Source organism: Pseudacidovorax sp. NFM-22 (assembly GCF_021401245.1).
Taxonomy (GTDB): Bacteria; Pseudomonadota; Gammaproteobacteria; order Burkholderiales; family Burkholderiaceae_C; genus Xenophilus.
Genome location: NZ_JACBFY010000001.1, coordinates 579,348 through 595,133 on the forward strand (window position 1 = coordinate 579,348; position 15,786 = coordinate 595,133).

Annotated in this window: 15 protein-coding genes and 1 tRNA gene; 9 read left to right on the plus strand and 7 right to left on the minus strand. The window is 69.6% G+C overall.

Features of this window, described 5'->3' with window-relative positions; genetic code table 11:
- The first annotated feature begins 37 nt into the window (after nucleotides 1–37).
- The 3 genes from L0984_RS02560 (at nucleotide 38) to L0984_RS02570 (ending at nucleotide 3,082) form a co-directional block, all read left to right on the plus strand.
- Complete coding sequence (locus tag L0984_RS02560) at nucleotides 38–1,705, plus strand: bifunctional protein tyrosine phosphatase family protein/NAD(P)/FAD-dependent oxidoreductase (RefSeq protein WP_234192193.1); 1,668 nt, start codon at nucleotides 38–40, stop codon at nucleotides 1,703–1,705.
- Between the two features lie 10 nt (nucleotides 1,706–1,715).
- Nucleotides 1,716–2,537: a sulfite exporter TauE/SafE family protein gene (locus tag L0984_RS02565; RefSeq protein ID WP_234192194.1), complete on the plus strand. Its 822-nt coding sequence runs from the start codon at nucleotides 1,716–1,718 to the stop codon at nucleotides 2,535–2,537.
- A 281-nt stretch (nucleotides 2,538–2,818) separates the two neighbouring features.
- Nucleotides 2,819–3,082: a hypothetical protein gene (locus L0984_RS02570; protein ID WP_234192195.1), complete on the plus strand. Its 264-nt coding sequence runs from the start codon at nucleotides 2,819–2,821 to the stop codon at nucleotides 3,080–3,082.
- Nucleotides 3,083–3,188: 106 nt separating this feature from the next.
- Here the strand turns inward: L0984_RS02570 and L0984_RS02575 are convergent.
- The 3 genes from L0984_RS02575 to tilS all read right to left on the minus strand — a co-directional run bounded on the left by L0984_RS02575 (nucleotide 3,189) and on the right by tilS (nucleotide 5,764).
- Nucleotides 3,189–3,281: transfer RNA gene (locus L0984_RS02575), tRNA-Ser, on the minus strand.
- Nucleotides 3,282–3,352: 71 nt separating this feature from the next.
- Complete coding sequence (locus tag L0984_RS02580) at nucleotides 3,353–4,621, minus strand: aspartate kinase (RefSeq protein WP_234192196.1); 1,269 nt, start codon at nucleotides 4,619–4,621, stop codon at nucleotides 3,353–3,355.
- Nucleotides 4,622–4,717: 96 nt separating this feature from the next.
- Entirely contained in the window at nucleotides 4,718–5,764 is a 1,047-nt protein-coding gene (gene tilS / locus L0984_RS02585) for a tRNA lysidine(34) synthetase TilS (protein ID WP_234192197.1), read from the minus strand.
- A gap of 72 nt (nucleotides 5,765–5,836) precedes the next feature.
- Between tilS and L0984_RS02590 the strand changes: the two genes are divergently transcribed.
- Nucleotides 5,837–6,118, plus strand: a complete 282-nt coding sequence (locus L0984_RS02590) for a DUF1232 domain-containing protein (RefSeq protein ID WP_234192198.1) — start codon at nucleotides 5,837–5,839, stop codon at nucleotides 6,116–6,118.
- A 57-nt stretch (nucleotides 6,119–6,175) separates the two neighbouring features.
- Here L0984_RS02590 and L0984_RS02595 read toward each other — a convergent pair whose 3' ends face one another.
- Genes L0984_RS02595 through cysS form a run of 3 tightly spaced genes read right to left on the minus strand, consistent with a single transcriptional unit; the run spans nucleotide 6,176 to nucleotide 9,231 of the window.
- Nucleotides 6,176–7,156, minus strand: a complete 981-nt coding sequence (locus tag L0984_RS02595; protein ID WP_234192199.1) for an acetyl-CoA carboxylase carboxyltransferase subunit alpha — start codon at nucleotides 7,154–7,156, stop codon at nucleotides 6,176–6,178.
- A 17-nt stretch (nucleotides 7,157–7,173) separates the two neighbouring features.
- Nucleotides 7,174–7,824 carry a DNA-3-methyladenine glycosylase family protein gene (locus L0984_RS02600; protein WP_234192200.1) on the minus strand — a complete coding sequence of 217 codons (651 nt, stop codon included), beginning with the start codon at nucleotides 7,822–7,824 and terminating at the stop codon, nucleotides 7,174–7,176.
- A 27-nt stretch (nucleotides 7,825–7,851) separates the two neighbouring features.
- Nucleotides 7,852–9,231, minus strand: a complete 1,380-nt coding sequence (gene cysS, locus L0984_RS02605) for a cysteine--tRNA ligase (RefSeq protein WP_234192201.1) — start codon at nucleotides 9,229–9,231, stop codon at nucleotides 7,852–7,854.
- A 282-nt stretch (nucleotides 9,232–9,513) separates the two neighbouring features.
- On the opposite strand from cysS, the gene L0984_RS02610 reads away from it, so the two are divergent.
- The 5 genes from L0984_RS02610 (at nucleotide 9,514) to L0984_RS02630 (ending at nucleotide 12,921) form a co-directional block, all read left to right on the plus strand.
- Nucleotides 9,514–10,026 carry a tetratricopeptide repeat protein gene (locus L0984_RS02610; protein ID WP_234192202.1) on the plus strand — a complete coding sequence of 171 codons (513 nt, stop codon included), beginning with the start codon at nucleotides 9,514–9,516 and terminating at the stop codon, nucleotides 10,024–10,026.
- Nucleotides 10,027–10,109: 83 nt separating this feature from the next.
- Nucleotides 10,110–10,697 (plus strand): peptidylprolyl isomerase, encoded by a 588-nt coding sequence (locus L0984_RS02615; RefSeq protein ID WP_234192763.1) that lies wholly within the window; start codon nucleotides 10,110–10,112, stop codon nucleotides 10,695–10,697.
- A 41-nt stretch (nucleotides 10,698–10,738) separates the two neighbouring features.
- A complete protein-coding gene (locus L0984_RS02620) occupies nucleotides 10,739–11,251 on the plus strand; it encodes a peptidylprolyl isomerase (protein WP_017758093.1) in 513 nt (170 codons plus the stop codon).
- Nucleotides 11,252–11,332: 81 nt separating this feature from the next.
- Nucleotides 11,333–12,103, plus strand: a complete 771-nt coding sequence (locus L0984_RS02625) for a UDP-2,3-diacylglucosamine diphosphatase (RefSeq protein WP_234192203.1) — start codon at nucleotides 11,333–11,335, stop codon at nucleotides 12,101–12,103.
- Nucleotides 12,104–12,114: 11 nt separating this feature from the next.
- Nucleotides 12,115–12,921: a zinc-dependent peptidase gene (locus L0984_RS02630; protein WP_370645875.1), complete on the plus strand. Its 807-nt coding sequence runs from the start codon at nucleotides 12,115–12,117 to the stop codon at nucleotides 12,919–12,921.
- Nucleotides 12,922–13,068: 147 nt separating this feature from the next.
- Here the strand turns inward: L0984_RS02630 and L0984_RS02635 are convergent, their stop codons facing one another.
- Entirely contained in the window at nucleotides 13,069–15,762 is a 2,694-nt protein-coding gene (locus tag L0984_RS02635) for a DUF349 domain-containing protein (protein WP_234192204.1), read from the minus strand.
- Between the last annotated feature and the right edge of the window lie 24 nt (nucleotides 15,763–15,786).

Consider the following 15,786-nt stretch of genomic DNA (forward strand, 5'->3'; position numbering starts at 1 on the left):
GCACCGCCCCCCGGACGCCCCCACCAGGAGACACGCCATGGACATCAGGACCCTGAACGCCGACATCGCCGTCGGCCCGCAGATCACGCCCGCCGACGTCGCTGCGCTGGCCGCCGCGGGCTATCGCGCGATCCTCTGCAACCGCCCGGACGGCGAAGGTGCCGACCAGCCCGGCTTTGCCGAGGTCGCCCAGGCCGCGCAGGCCTGCGGCCTGCCGGTGCATCACCTGCCGGTCGAATCGGGCAAGGTGCGCGACGAGGACGCCCAGGCCTTCGGCGTGCTGCTGGCCAGCCTGCCCAAGCCGGTGTTCGCCTACTGCCGCACAGGCACGCGCTCGGCCACGCTGTGGGCGCTGTCGCAGGCCACGAAGCTGCCGCTGCCCGAGATCCTGCAGCGCGCCCGCTCGGCCGGCTACGACCTGCAGGCCGTGGTCCGCCGCGTGGCCAACGGCGGCCAGACGCCCGGCGATGCGGTCGATGCCACGCACGACATCGTCATCGTGGGCGGCGGCGCCGCCGGCGTGGCCGTGGCGGCCAGCCTGCTCGCCCGTCACCGCGACCTGGACATCGCCATCATCGACCCGGCCGAGGTGCACTACTACCAGCCCGGCTGGACCATGGTGGGCGCCGGCGTGTTCAAGCCCGAGGTGACGGCGCGCACCATGGCCTCGGTGCTGCCGCGGGGCGTGCGCTGGCTCAAGGGTGCCGTGGCGGCCTTCGAGCCCGAGCGCGACGCCGTGGTGCTCGACGGCTGCCGCGTCGTGCGCTACCGCCAACTGGTGGTCTGCCCGGGGCTCAAGCTCGACTGGCAGGCCATCCCCGGCCTGGCCGAGACGCTGGGCCGCCATGGCGTGACCTCCAACTACCGCTACGACCTGGCGCCCTACACCTGGGAGCTGGTGCAGCGGCTGCGCGGCGGCAAGGCCGTCTTCACCCAGCCGCCCATGCCCATCAAGTGCGCGGGCGCGCCGCAGAAGGCGATGTACCTGTCGGCCGACCACTGGCGGCGGCAGGGCGTGCTGGACCAGATCGACATCGAGTTCTGCAATGCGGGCGCCGTGCTCTTCGGCGTGGCCGACTATGTGCCCGCGCTCATGGAATACATCGCGGCCTATGGCGTGCACCTGAACTTCGGCCACCAGCTGGTGGCGGTGGACGGGCCGGCCCGGCGGGCCACCTTCATCCACACGCATGCGGACGGTCGCAAGGAAGCCGTGCTGAAGGACTTCGACCTGCTGCACGTGGTGCCGCCACAGACCGCCCCCGACTTCGTGCGCGTGAGCCCGCTGGCCGATGCGGCCGGCTGGGTGGACGTGGACCCGGCCACGCTGCGCCACAAGCGCCATGCCAACGTCTTCGCGCTGGGCGACTGCGCCAACACCACCAACGCCAAGACCGCTGCCGCGGCGCGCAAGCAGGCGCCGGTCGTGGCGCACAACCTGCTGGCCGCGCTGGGCCACGCCAGGGGCGAGGCGCGCTACGACGGCTACGGCTCATGTCCGCTCACCGTGGAGCGCGGCAAGATCGTGCTGGCCGAATTCGTCTACGGCGGCAAGGTGGCGCCGACCTTTCCCAAGTGGCTGATCGACGGCACGCGGCCGTCGACGCTGGCCTGGTACCTCAAGGACCGGGTGCTGCCGCCGATGTACTGGTCCGGCATGCTCAAGGGCCGCGAATGGCTGGCCGAGCCGGCCCTGACCGAATGAGGGTGGCGCCATGACCGCACTGCTCATCAGCCTGTCGATGGGCGCCGCCGTCGGCCTGGTGCTGGCCCTCAGCGGCGCAGGCGGCGGCATCCTGGCGGTGCCGCTGCTGGTCTTCGGCCTGCACCTGAGCATGGTGCAGGCGGCGCCGGTCGGCCTGATCGCGGTGGGGTTGGCCTCGGCCCTGGGCGCGGTGCTGGCGCTGCGCGAGGGCAAGGTGCGCTACCGCGCCGCGGCCATCATCGGCGTGACGGGCATGGCCTTCGCCCCGCTGGGCGTGATGCTGGCACACCGACTGCCCAATGCGCCGCTGATGGTGGGTTTCTCGCTGGTGCTGGCCTGGGTGGCGGTGCGCAGCATCCGGCAGTCGCTGGCGACCGTGCCGGCCGGGCCTTCCGTGCCGTCTGCGCTGCAGGTGTGCCGGCTCGATCCGGTGCGTGGGCGGCTGCGGCTGGTGTCACCCTGCGTGCTGGCGCTGGGCGCCACCGGCGCGCTCTCGGGCCTGCTCAGCGGCCTGCTCGGCGTGGGCGGCGGCTTCGTCATCGTGCCGATGCTGGGCGCCTTCTCCAATGTGCCGATCCGCGGCATCGTCGCCACCTCGCTGGCCGTGATCGCCCTGGTGTCGGTGGGCGGCGTGGCCGGCGCCGCCTCGCAGGGTGCCGTCGCCTGGGACGTGGCCCTGCCCTTCGCCGCTGGCGCCGTGCTCGCCTTGCTGGCCGGCCGCCGCCTGGGTGCGCGGCTGGCGGGCGCGCGGCTGCAGCAGGCCTTCGGCGCAACGGCCGGCGCAGTGGCGGTGCTGGTGCTGCTGCGCGGGCTGGGAGTGCTGGCGCTGTAGGGCGAGCCTGGCGTCGCACACGGCGAGCAGGTGGTCGACTACTTCGAATTCGCCTTCTTCGCAGGGCTTCGGCCCAGCGAACAGAGCGCGCTGCAGTGAGTGGACGTGAACCTGCGCGCTGGCACCATGCGCGTGCACCGTGCGCGCGTGCTGACCGAGGACAAGCCCCGCACCAAGACGCACCGCGAGCGACTGGTGGGACTCAACCACCGCGCCCTGGGCGTGCTGCTGCGACAGCAGGCCAGGACGCTCGCCGTGGGCGCGGAGTTGTTCCACAACCCATGCACTGGCTGCACTGGCTGCACGCCCTGCAGGCGGCGGGCGTGCGCTATTGCCCGCCCAAGGAATGCCGCGACACCAGTGTGACGCTGGCGCTGATGGCCGGCGCCAATCCGGTGTGGGTGGCCATGCAGCATGGCCACTCGGTGCAGGTGATGATGCGCGATTACGCGAAGTGGATTCCATCCGCCGACCGAGGCGCGAACCTGGCCGCGGTGAACGCCACGCTGGGCGCGGCGAACGAGGGCGCGAACGGCCTCGAATGAGCGATTTAGGGATGGTTTAGGGATGGTTTAGGGATGGCAGCCCATGAGGCCAACCCCGGAAATGAAAAAAGCCGTTGAAGATCAACGGCTTTTTATGCAAAGGACTTGGCGGAAACGGAGGGATTCGAACCCTCGATGAGGCTCTACACCCCATACTCCCTTAGCAGGGGAGCACCTTCGGCCACTCGGTCACGTTTCCAGTGCGCTAGGCAGACCATGATTATGCCATCAAATCTGCCCCGTTCGGCCCCGAACGGCGCGCGTTGCGCATTAATTTGCAGGCTGGTCCAGATCGAAGGCCTTGTGCAGCGCGCGCACGGCCAGTTCCATGTACTTCTCGTCGATCACGACCGAGGTCTTGATCTCGCTGGTGGAGATCATCTGGATGTTGATGCCCTCCTCGCTCAGCACGCGGAACATCTTGCTGGCCACGCCCACGTGGCTGCGCATGCCGATGCCGACGATGCTGACCTTGCAGATCTTGGTGTCGCCCACGATGTCGGCCGCGCCCAGCGTGGGCAGCACCTTGGTCTTGAGCAGGTCCACCGTGCGCGCGAACTCGGCGCGGTTCACGGTGAAGCTGAAGTCGGTCTTGCCGTCCTTCGAGAGGTTCTGGATGATCACATCCACCTCGATATTGGCGTCGGCCACGGCGCCCAGGATGTGGTACGCAATGCCCGGCTTGTCGGGCACGCCCAGGACGGAGATCTTGGCTTCGTCGCGGCTGAAAGCGATGCCGGACACGACGGCTTGTTCCATGGTTTCGTCTTCCTCGAAGGTGATCAGAGTGCCCGACACGGCCTCTTCATTGATGTCGATGTCCCAGGGCGTGAAGCTGGAGAGCACACGCAGCGGCACGCGGTACTTGCCGGCGAATTCCACCGAGCGGATCTGCAGCACCTTGGAGCCCAGGCTGGCCATCTCCAGCATCTCCTCGAAGCTGATCTTGGCCAGGCGGCGCGCATCGGGCTCGACCCGCGGGTCGGTGGTGTACACACCATCGACGTCGGTGTAGATCAGGCACTCGTCGGCCTTCATCGCAGCGGCGATGGCCACGGCCGAGGTGTCGCTGCCGCCGCGCCCCAGCGTGGTGATGTTGCCCAGCTCGTCCACGCCCTGGAAACCGGTGATGACCACCACGCGTCCAGCGTCGAGGTCGGCGCGCACACGCTCGTCGTCGATGCGCTCGATGCGGGCCTTGGTGTAGCTGCTGTCGGTCTGCACGCCCACCTGCCAGCCGGTGTAGCTCACGGCCTCCACGCCTTCGCTCTGCAACGCAATGGCCAGCAAGGCCGACGAGGCCTGCTCGCCGGTCGCGGCCAGCATGTCCAGCTCGCGGTTGTAGGGCGTGGTGGGCTTGGCCGGGGCCAGCTCCTTGGCCAGGCCCAGCAGGCGGTTGGTCTCGCCGCTCATGGCGCTGGGGACCACCACCATGCGATGGCCCGCGCGCGCCCATTTGGCGACGCGCTTGGCGACATTGCGGATGCGCTCGGTCGAGCCCATCGACGTGCCGCCGTACTTGTGAACGATCAATGCCATGGGTGAGATGTCGGAAGAAAAGTGAGTCGCCTGGTCGGCGTCGCCCGGGATGGCGGGCCTTCAGAGCGGCCTGCGCGGTGGCGGCCCGGATGCCATTCAGCGCGGGGGCTTCGGCAAGGGCGCGCCATTGTACCAACGCAGGGTGTCGCCTTCGCGCACCACCTGGCCGCTGCCGGCCTTGAGATGGATACGGTGGCCACGCGTGGTGCAGTCGGCGATCTGGTCCAACAGCTCGTCGATCTGCCGCGCCGCCGGCGCCCGGCCTGCGGCCTGCGCCAGCCAGGCCCGCAGTGCATTGGCCTGGCGGCTTCGCGGCAGCGCCTGCAGCGCGCGGATGCGGGGCGGCGTGCCCGTCTGGTCCAGGTCGGCACGGGCGATGTCGGCCAGCAGTTCCTGCGCCTGGGCCGCGTGGCGCGCACTGCGGGCAAAGGTTTCACGGAACTGCGGGAAGACGGCGGCCAGCGCGGGCAGCACCTGCTGGCGGATGCGGTTGCGCGTGTAGCGCGCATCGGCATTGGTGGGATCGTCGACCCACGCTTCGCCGTGGGCGCGCAACCAGGCGCGCAAGGTGTCGGCCGGCAGGTCCAGAAAGGGCCGGTGCCAACGCAGGCCCGCACGCTCGGCCGTCCGAGGCATGGCGGCCAGGCCCGGCAGACCGGCACCGCGCGACAGGGCCAGGATCAGCGTCTCAACCTGATCGTCGGCATGGTGACCCAGCACGATGTCCTGCACAGCGCGGGGCCGGTCGCCGGTCGTGGCAGGTTCCACGGCCTTGGCCTCGCCCGACGCGCTCCGGACGAAGTCACCGTCCGCGCCGGCCAGCTCGGCCAGCGCCCGGTAGCGACCCAGCCGCGCCGCCTCTTCCGGGCTCTCGCCGGCCTGCGCTCGCGCGTCGATCCGGCCCACCCGCAGCGGCACCTGCCAACGTTCGCAAAGCGCGGCGCAGTGGCGCTCGAAAGTATCGGCCGCCGCCTGCAGCCCGTGATTGACATGCAGCGCCACCACCTGGCCTGGCCAACGACGCGCACAGGCGACCAGCAACGCCGTCGAGTCGGCACCGCCGCTCAAGGCGACGCCCAGCGGCAGGCGCGGCGTGAGCGCGGCGATGGCTGCCTCGACGTCACCCGGGGGAACCCCTGCCACCTCTGGCGCTCCAACCGCGCTCATGGCCGCCGCATTCCCGCGCCGGCCGCACCCGGACCGAGGAGTTGCCGAATGTGGAAGTTGGGACGACTGTGGTGGGCGATGCGCAAGGAGCTGCTGCTGGCCTGGGCCGTCCTGCGCGACGTGCGCTCGCCGTGGGGCGCCAAGCTGGCCGTGCTCGCTGCGGCGGCGTACCTGATCAGCCCCCTGGACCTGATCACGGATGCCGTGCCGTTGCTGGGCTGGCTGGACGACGGCATCGTGGTGTTCCTGCTGTTGCGGCTGTCGCAGAAGCTGCTGCCGCCCGGCCTGGGCGAAGCGCTCAAAGCGCGCGGTGCAGCACGTCGGCGGTGAAACGCGCCCCCGCGTGCATGCGAAGCGGAGCCACACTGCTCCGCGCGGACTCGGAACTCAGCGCCCGGCGTCAACCTTCGTGTCGGCGAAGCGCCCGTAGCTCTGAATGCGCTCATAGCGACGGTCCAGCAGTTCGCGCGGCTTGAGGTCCACCACCTGGCGCACCGCCTCGGTCAGGGCGCGCTTGAGGAAGGACGCCATCTGCCGATGGTCGCGATGCGCCCCGCCCACCGGTTCGTTGACGATCTTGTCGACCAGGCCCAGCGCCTTGAGACGGTGCGCCGTGATACCCAGCGCGTCCGCCGCGTCCTGCGCCCGGTCGGCGGTCTTCCAGAGGATGGAGGCGCAACCTTCTGGGCTGATCACCGAATACACCGAGTACTGCAGCATCAGCACCTGGTCCGCCACCGAGATGGCCAGGGCGCCGCCGGAGCCGCCCTCGCCGATGATGGTGGTGAAGATCGGCACTTCGAGCTGCGCCATTTCGAAGATGTTGCGGCCGATGGCCTCGGACTGGCCGCGCTCCTCGGCATCGATGCCGGGATACGCACCCGGCGTGTCGACGAAGGTGAAGACCGGCAGCTTGAACTTCTCGGCCGTCTTCATCAGGCGCAGCGCCTTGCGGTAGCCCTCGGGCTTGCTCATGCCGAAGTTGCGCGCGGTGCGCTCCTTGGTGTCGCGGCCCTTCTGGTGGCCGAGCACCATGCAGGGCATGCCGTTGAACCGCGCCAGGCCGCCGACGATGGACAGGTCGTCCGAGAAATGTCGGTCGCCGTGCAACTCCACGAAGTCGGTGAACAGCTCGTTCACGTAGTCCAGCGTGTAGGGCCGCTCGGGGTGGCGCGCGATCTTGGTGATCTGCCAGGGCGTGAGGCTGCTGTAGATCTCCTTGGTCAGCTGCTGGCTCTTCTTGCCGAGCTGGTCGATCTCTTCCGAGATGTCGACCGCCGATTCGCTCTGCACATAGCGCAGTTCTTCGATCTTGCTTTCGAGTTCGGCAATGGGTTGCTCGAAGTCGAGGAAGCTACGTTTTGCCAAGATCTACTCCTGTGAAGTCAATAGGCCACGGGCAGGGGCTCGAGCGAGCGCCAAATGTACCAAGTGGCCACACTGCAATAAGGGGCCCAGGCGACGGCCACTTCGCGCGCATCGCTGCGGCTGACGGGGTCGCCCGAGAAGTACTGCTGGCTGATGCCGGCGATGAGGCTGGCGTCGTCCAGCGGCAGGATGTTGGGGCGCAGCAGGTGGAAGATGAGGAACATCTCCGCCGTCCACCGGCCGATGCCGCGGATGGCCACGAGCTCCGCGATGATCATTTCGTCGGCCATGTCCTTCCAGGCGTCGACGTGCACCGTGCCGCCGTCGAAGTGCAGCGCCAGGTCGACCAGGTACTCCACCTTGCGCGCCGAGAGGCCCGCCGCACGCATGTCGTCCACCTTCAGCTTGAGCACGTTCGCGGGCGTCATGCGGCGCGGCAGCTTCTCGAAGCGCTCCCACACCGATTGCGCCGCCTTCACCGAGATCTGCTGGCCCACGATGCTGCGCGCCAGCGTGGTGAAGGCGTCGCCACGCGACTGAAGGCGTGCATCGCCGAATTGCGGGATCAGCCGGCGCATCACGCGGTCCTTCTTGACCAGGTGGCGGCAGGCCTCCTCCCAATAGTCGGGCGTGATGAATTCCGGATCCTGCGGGCGCGGTGCAGCCATGGCCAGCGTTGCCGTCGTGTCCACCGATTACTGGGCCGCAGCCCAGGTGGTGCCTGTAGGACCGTCCTTGAGCACGACGCCCTGGGCGAGCAGGTCGTTGCGGATGCGGTCGGCCTCGGCGAAGTTCTTCGCGGCCTTGGCCGCGGCGCGCTCTGCGATGCGCGCCTGGATGGCCGCGTCGTCGAGCCCCGCACCGGCCTGCAGGTAGGCCCGCGGCTCGGTCTGCAGCAGGCCCAGCGTGCCGGCCAGCGCCTTGAGCAGGCCGGCCGTCTGTGCGGAACGGGTGCGGTTGGCCTCGGCGGCGAGCTCAAAGAGCACGGCGACCGCCTCGGGCGTGCCGAAGTCCTCGTCCATGGCGGCCTTGAAGCGCGCGGCACGGGGGTCTTGCCAATCGATCTCTGCCACCTCCACCGGCGGAACGCCGTCGAGTGCCGTATAGAGGCGGCGCAGCGCGTTGCGCGCATCGTCCAGGTGCACGTCGCTGTAATTCAGGTCGCTTCGATAGTGCGCGCGCACGATGAAGAAACGCAGCGTCTCGGCGTCGTACTTCTTCAGCACGTCGCGGATCGTGAAGAAGTTGCCCAGGCTCTTGGACATCTTCTCGTTGTCGATGTTGATGAAGCCGTTGTGCATCCACTTCATCGCGAAGGTCTTGCCCGTGGCGCCTTCGCTCTGCGCGATCTCGTTTTCGTGGTGCGGGAACTGCAGGTCGGCACCGCCGCCATGGATGTCGAAGGTCTCGCCAAGCAGGTCGCAGGCCATGGCCGAGCATTCGATGTGCCACCCGGGACGGCCGGTGCCGAAGGGGCTCTCCCACTTGGCCTCGGCGGGCTCGGTCGGCTTGGCACTCTTCCAGAGCACGGGGTCGAGCGGGTCTTCCTTGCCCTCGGCCACGGCCACGCGGTTGCCGGCATGCAGCTCGTCGAGCGACTTGCCCGACAGCTTGCCGTAGCCCGGGAACTTGCGCACCGCGTAGTTCACGTCGCCATCGGCCGAGCGATAGGCCAGGCCCTTGCGCTCCAGTGTCTCGATCATCGACAGCATCTGGGGGATGTAGTCGGTGGCGCGCGGGTCGTGCGTGGGCCGCTCGACGCCCAGCGCGTCGGTGTCCTCGTACATGGCGTCGATCATGCGGCCAGTGAGCGCCTTGAGCGTCTCCCCGTTCTCCACCGCGCGGCGGATGATCTTGTCGTCGATGTCGGTGATGTTGCGCACGTAGGTCACGCGCCAGCCGCGGGCCTTGAACCAGCGCTGCACTACGTCGAAGGCGATCATCGAACGGGCATGACCCACGTGGCAGAAGTCGTAGACCGTGATGCCGCACACGTACATCCGTACATGGCCCGCCTCCAGCGGCGAAAACTCCTCCAGTGCACGCGTGAGCGTGTTGTAGATACGCAGGGTCATGGAAATCGGAATGGGCGCCGTTGAAAGGTGGCGCCGGCCTGGGGGGTCGATCATGCGCCGCCGCGGGCGCACTGCCAAGGGCTTCGGACAACCCGTGGCTACAATCCGGCAAGTATAAACGGCCCCTGCGCAGCGCCTTTTTCCGAGGGGGCTGCCGCATCCAACCACGCCGGGGCGCACTCGCGGTCCGGCCTCACTCGCTCCATGACGCACGCCGCATCCCCCGTCGCCCGTTCCCTGCTCCGCGCTGCCCTGGCCTGCCTGTTGGTCGCAGGGGCCGGCATGGCCTTGGCCGACGACTACGCCGACGTCAACGCGCTGCTGCGCGCGGGCAAGGCCGCAGAGGCGCTCGACAAGGCCGACCGCTACATCGCCGGCAATCCGCGCGACCCGCAGATGCGCTTCCTGCGCGGGGTGATCCTCAGCGAACAAGGCAAGCCGCAGGACGCGGCCGACACCTTCGTCAAGCTGACGCAGGACTATCCCGAACTGCCCGAGCCCTACAACAACTTGGCCGTCATCTACGCCGCCCAGGGCCAGCTCGACAAGGCGCGCGACGCGCTCGACAACGCCCTGCGCCTCAACCCCAACTACGCCGTCGCGCACGAAAACCTGGGCGACGTCTATGTGCGCCTGGCTGCGCGCCAGTACAACCGCGCGCAGTCCTTCGCATCGACCAGTTCCAGCGTCGCGCCCAAGCTGGCGCTGGTGCGCCAGCTGGTGGACAGCACCGGCAATGCCGCCAACGGCAAACTGCCCGCGGCCACGCCCGAGCAGCGGCGCATCGCCCGCTGATGCACCATCGGCGCCCGGCCGGAACCGCCGGGCCCACGGTCGCTCCTATCCCTTTCCGTGACCTCGCAGGGAGTTTTTGCGTGATGTTTTCCCGTTCCACCCTCTTCACCCGCCGCTGGCTGCTGGCCCTGGCTGCGGCCGCCACCGTGCCCACTGCTGCCTGGAGCCAGGCCGCTGCGCCGCGCGTCAAGCTGGCCACCAGCGCCGGCGATGTCGTGCTGCAGCTCGATGCGGCCAAGGCACCCAAGACCGTCGCCAACTTCCTGCAGTACGTGCAGGAGAAGCATTACGACGGCACCGTGTTCCACCGCGTCATCGACGGCTTCATGATCCAGGGCGGCGGCTTCACCCCCGACCTGCGCCAGAAGCCCACGCGTGCACCGATCGCGCTGGAGGCCGACAACGGCCTGAAGAACGACCGCGGCACCATCGCCATGGCCCGCACCAGCGACCCGAACTCGGCCACGGCCCAGTTCTTCATCAACGTGAAGAACAACGACATGCTCAACGCGCCCAATCCTGACGGCCATGGCTACGCCGTGTTCGGCAAGGTCGTGTCGGGCATGGACGTGGTCGACAAGATCCGCGCCGTACCCACCGGCGCCCAGGGCCCGATGCGCGACGTGCCGGTCGAGCCCGTCATCATCCGCAGCGCCACGGTGCTGAAGTAAGCCCGCCCCGCGAGCGCCCTCCCCTTTCTCCAGGAGCCCCCATGAGCAATCCCAAAGTCGAACTCTCCATCAAGGACCACGGTCCCATCGTCATCGAGCTGGACGCCGAGAAGGCGCCCAAGACGGTCGAGAACTTCCTGGCCTACGTCACCCAGGGCCACTACGACAACACCATCTTCCATCGCATCATCGACGGCTTCATGATCCAGGGCGGCGGCTTCGAGCCCGGCATGAAGCAGAAGCCCACCGGCGCCGAGATCACCAACGAGGCCAACAACGGCCTGAAGAACGACATGTACACCGTGGCCATGGCCCGCACCAGCGCGCCCCATTCGGCCACCGCGCAGTTCTTCATCAACGTCGCCAAGAACGACTTCCTCAACCACACCGCGCCGTCGCAGCAGGGCTGGGGCTATGCCGTGTTCGGCAAGGTCGTCTCGGGCACCGAGATCGTCGACAAGCTGCGCAAGGTGAAGACGGGCCGCCGCGGCTTCCATGACGACGTGCCCGCGGACGACGTGGTGATCGAAAAGGCCACCGTCCTGGCCGAGTGACCGCAAGGCGGCATGCACGCAACCGGCCTGTACGTGGAATCGCTCGCCTGCATGACGGCTGAGCGGCCACGCGCCTGATCGATGACCGCGCAGGCCGCCTTCACCGAATTCCTCGCGCCGCCCGAGTGGCGCACGGTCGACCTGCTGTCCGACCTGCACCTGCATCCTGCCGAGCCGGAGACCCTCCTGGCCTGGCGGCAGTACCTGCAGACCTCGCCGGCCGACGCCCTGTTCATCCTGGGCGACCTCTTCGAAGTCTGGGTGGGCGACGATGCCGCCTCCGAGCCCGGTTTCGAGGCCGACTGCGCCGCCTGGCTCAAGGAAGCGGCGGCGCGCCGGCCGATCTTCTTCATGGCCGGCAACCGAGACTTTCTGCTCGGCCAGGGCTTTGCCGCCCAGGCCGGCATCCAGCGTGTGCCCGATCCGCTGGTGCTGGTGCTGCATGGCCGGCGCTGGCTGCTCAGCCACGGCGACCTGCTCTGCCTGGAGGACCACGAATACCTGGCCTTCCGTGCGCAGGTGCGCAGCCCCGAGTGGCAACAGGACTTTCTCGCGCGGCCCCTGCAGGAGCGCCGCGCCCTTGCCCGCCACATGCGCACGCAGAGCGAATCGCGCAAGGCCGATCCGCGCGCCGTCTGGGCGGACGTCGATGCCGATGCGGCCGTCGCCTGGCTGCGCAGTGCACGCGCCCAGACCTTGGTCCACGGCCATACCCACAAGCCGGGACGACACGACCTGAGCGACGGCATGGAGCGCCTGGTCCTGAGTGACTGGGACGTGGCCGCCTCACCTCCTCGCGCCCAGGTGTTGTGCCTGACGGCGGCCGGCGCGCAGCGCGTCGATCTGCGCTGAGACCTCCATCGATGCTGGGACGCTGGCTGCGCGGACTGCGCCCCCCTCCCGAGATTCCCGAAGCCGACTGGCGGCGCGTCCTGGATGCCCTGCCCTTCCTCGCCAGCCGCCGCATGGACGAGCGCGAGCGGCTGCGCGAGCTCAGCGCCCGCTTCCTGCAGCAGAAGGAATTCCACGGGGCGCTGGGCTTCACGATCACCGACGAGGTCGCGCTGCTTATCGCCGCGCAGGCCGTGCTGCCGCTGCTTCATCTGCCGGGCGACCTGGGCTGGTACGACGATTTCGTCGGCATCGTCGTCGTGCCCTCCGAGGTGTCCACGCGTCGCACCCTGGTGGACGAGGCGGGCGTGGTGCACGAGTACGACGAGGCCATCATCGGCGAGGCGCGCGAGCACGGCCCCGTCATGCTGAGCTGGCCGCATGTGGCCGAAGGCGCCGCCGGCACGCAGGCCGGCCCCATCCTGAACGTGGTGATCCACGAGTTCGCCCACAAGATCGACATGCGCGACGGGCAGGTGGACGGCTGCCCGCCACTGCCGATCGGCTTCATGGGCAGTACGACGGCGCTGCAGGCCCGCGAACGCTGGCTGGCCGCGCTGCAACCGGCCTACGACCGCTTCCGAGAGCAGGCCATCGTGGCCGAGCGCTTCGGGGGAGAGCCGCCCTGGCTCGACGACTACGCAGCCTCGTCCCTGGCGGAGTTCTTCGCCGTCGCCTGCGAGGCCTACTTCGTGGACCGGGCGCGCTTCATCCAGGAGTTCAGCGGCCTGGCGTCCGCCTTCGACGCGTTCTTCCTCGCCAACGACCGTCAACGCTGAACGCGAGAGGTCCATGGGGGCCGCCCGCAGGTTGCCCCCGGTGTCGCGCCCATCTCGAAGGGCAGCGTCGCCGCGGCGCTGCAGCCCTAGGAAAAAAGCGGCGCACCGTCGCCGGCACGCCGCTCTCGATGAGGCACTGCCCCGCGATCAGCCCTTGCGCAACAGCGGCTTGAGCGCGCTTTGCAGGCGACGCGCGGTCGTCGGCTCATGCGCCGAAGCCAGCACGCGCGCGGCGTCCTGGGCCCAGGTCTCGGTCGGGCCAGGCTCGTTGCGCTTGGTCAGCAGCTTGAGCTGCAGCGCGCGGCGCGCGTCCAGTTGCTCCGGCGGCGTGGGCACTTCGGCGGCCATCTCCAGGCGAAGCAGGGCCTCGGCCGGCTCGCCCGAAGGCGCGGCCGACAGCGACTGCACCCACTGGTTGCGCACCGAAGGCGTGACACGGCCCAGCTCCTGCGCTGGCGGCACGGCGGCGCCGTCGCGCTTGCTCCAGGCGTCCAGCAGTTGCGTCACGGCCTCGCCGTGCGCCTGGCTCGCCAGCTTGCGCAGCGCCGCCTGGGCATGCTCCATGGCGTCGCGCTGGGCGCGGAAAGCGGTATCGCCCAGACGGGGACCGCGGTCCTCGCGCGGCGGACGATCACCGCGCATGTCGCCGGGACGTCCAGCGCGGTCCCGGCCGAAACGGTCGCCATTGCGGTCGCCGCCTCGCGGGCCGCCGCGGCTGTCGCGGGAATCACGGCGGTCGCCGAAGCGACCGGCGGGTGCGGCGGCCGGGCGTGCCGCGCCGGGACGGTCGTCGCCGCGCACGGCCACGACCGGGCGGGGTGCAGCCTTGGGTGCCGCAGCCGGTGCGGGTGCCGCACCCTCGCCGCCTTCGGCGGCGGGTGCGCCCTCCTGGGCGGCAGCGTCCGTCGGCGCGGCAGCGGATTCGGCAGGAGCCGAAGCGGCAGCGTCGGCGCCGGCCACAGGTGCTGCAGCGCCGCCCGGATCCCCGGCTTCACGACGGCCGCGCAAAGCATCTTCCAGCGCGGTCATGGCGGCGCGGATCTTCTGGGCATCGCCGGTGGCATTGGCTGCCTCCAGCGCCTTCGAAGCCTCGAGCACCGCACGGTCGTGTTCGCCCATGGCTTCGGTCTGGCGCTCGCGCTCGGCGCTCTTGCGCTGGAAGGCGTCGTCGATGGGCTTGCGGAAGGCATCCCAGAGCTTCTGCTCCTGGCGACGCTCCAGCGGCACGGCCTGCGCCTCGGCCTGCCAGCGCTGCTGCAACGCCTTGACGGCGTCGATGCGCAGCTGCGGCGCAGCGCCGAGTTCGGTGGCCTCGGCAATCATCTGTTGACGGCGCTCGATGCTCGCCTTCTGCGAAGCCTCGAGCGGGCCACGGGCCTCGGTCATGGCCGCGCCCCACAGCGGCTGCAGCTCGGCGAACACCTTCTCGCTGACATGGCCGCCATCGCGCCAACGGTCGGAGAACTGGTGCAAGGCGCGGTTGCGGGCCTTGAGGTCGGCATCGCTGGCGTGCTCGGCCGTCCAGGCGCGCAACTCTTCGATCAGCGCAAGACGCTGGGCGCGGTGTTCGGCAGCTTCGGCGCGCACCTTCTCCAGCCAGGCCTCGACCACCTTGTGGGCCTTGTTGCAGGCCTCGTCGAAACGACGCCACAGCCCGTGGTTGGGCACGCCGCCCTGGTCGGCCTGCTTCCATTGCTCGCGCAGGGCGCGCAGTTGCTCCTGCATCTTGCGACCGCCCAGCGCCTGACCCTCGGGACGATTGAGCAGGCCTTCGGCCTTTGCCACCAGTTCTTCGCGAACCTTGTCCGCGCCCCAGCGCTGCCAGCCTTCGAGTTCGCCGGCGGCGACGAGCGCGGCATGCACGCGTGCTTCCAGGGCATTGCCCACCAGCTTGCCGTGCTCCTTGAGCACGGCGCGCAGCGCATTGGCTGCGGCCTGGCTGCTCTTGCCCTGGCCCTGGGCCGTGGCCTCCTCCAGCTTGGCCAGCGAGGCTTCGACGGCAGCTTCGGCAGCCGCGCGCTGTGCCGGATCCACCTTGGGGGCAGGCGGTGCCGCGGCCGGGGCCGGCGCGTTCTCGGGCGGCAGGCCGCGCGCGGCGCGCAGTTCGTCGGCCCAGACGGGGACGGGAGGCAGCGGCGCCTGGGCATCGGCCGCAGCGGCCACGGCCTGGGCCAGCGCGCTGTGGAAGGCCTCGGACACGACCTGCAGTTGCGACCGCGATGCGTCGAGCTGCGGCGCGAAGCGCGCATCCAGGCTGGCCCAGTTCGGGTCCTGCGCAATCTCGTCGGCCTGGGTCGTCCAGTGGGCGACGTCGCCACGCAGGCCCTCCTCGGCGGCCTGGGCGTCCTGCCACCCCTTGGTGGAAAGCACCTCGAAGCGCTGCGCCAGCAACACGGCGGCTTCGCGATGGACCTGGGCGCGGTGCTGCAGGTCTTCCACGCCCTTCACGCGTTCGGCCAGGTTGGCCTTGAGGCCGGCGAGCGGTTCACGCGACAGCGGTGCGCCGGCCTTGGCGGCGTCGCGCTGCCAGGCCATGGCGTCGGCGATGTTCAGCCGGGGCTGGTCGAGCAGCGAGCGGGCCTTTTCGGCCCATTCGGCGGCAATCACCTCCTGGCCCTTGGCGCGCTTGATCTCGTCCAGGCGCTCGCGCAGGGCGCGGGCGGCGCCCTTGTCGCGGCCGCTGAGTTCCTTGAAGACTTCCTGCATCAACTCGGGCGAGGGATTGCCCGCGAGCCAGTCGCGCACGCGCTGCGCCCGTTCGCCGGAGGTGGCGGCGGTGAAGACGCCCCCGGTGAGCTGGTCGAGGGTGGGGAGATCGTGTTTGGTCGTGGCTTGAGTCACTGCGCCAGAGTCGTTGAAAGAGAT

Coding starts and splice junctions, on each gene's coding strand:
- L0984_RS02560 (WP_234192193.1), top strand. CDS start 38: ATGGACATCAGGACCCTGAACGCCGACATCGCCGTCGGCCCGCAGATC.
- L0984_RS02600 (WP_234192200.1), bottom strand. CDS start 7,824: ATGGCTGCACCGCGCCCGCAGGATCCGGAATTCATCACGCCCGACTAT.
- L0984_RS02590 (WP_234192198.1), top strand. CDS start 5,837: ATGTGGAAGTTGGGACGACTGTGGTGGGCGATGCGCAAGGAGCTGCTG.
- cysS (WP_234192201.1), bottom strand. CDS start 9,231: ATGACCCTGCGTATCTACAACACGCTCACGCGTGCACTGGAGGAGTTT.
- L0984_RS02620 (WP_017758093.1), top strand. CDS start 10,739: ATGAGCAATCCCAAAGTCGAACTCTCCATCAAGGACCACGGTCCCATC.
- L0984_RS02630 (WP_370645875.1), top strand. CDS start 12,115: ATGCTGGGACGCTGGCTGCGCGGACTGCGCCCCCCTCCCGAGATTCCC.
- L0984_RS02570 (WP_234192195.1), top strand. CDS start 2,819: ATGCACTGGCTGCACTGGCTGCACGCCCTGCAGGCGGCGGGCGTGCGC.
- L0984_RS02625 (WP_234192203.1), top strand. CDS start 11,333: ATGACCGCGCAGGCCGCCTTCACCGAATTCCTCGCGCCGCCCGAGTGG.
- L0984_RS02610 (WP_234192202.1), top strand. CDS start 9,514: ATGGCCTTGGCCGACGACTACGCCGACGTCAACGCGCTGCTGCGCGCG.
- L0984_RS02580 (WP_234192196.1), bottom strand. CDS start 4,621: ATGGCATTGATCGTTCACAAGTACGGCGGCACGTCGATGGGCTCGACC.
- L0984_RS02565 (WP_234192194.1), top strand. CDS start 1,716: ATGACCGCACTGCTCATCAGCCTGTCGATGGGCGCCGCCGTCGGCCTG.
- L0984_RS02615 (WP_234192763.1), top strand. CDS start 10,110: ATGTTTTCCCGTTCCACCCTCTTCACCCGCCGCTGGCTGCTGGCCCTG.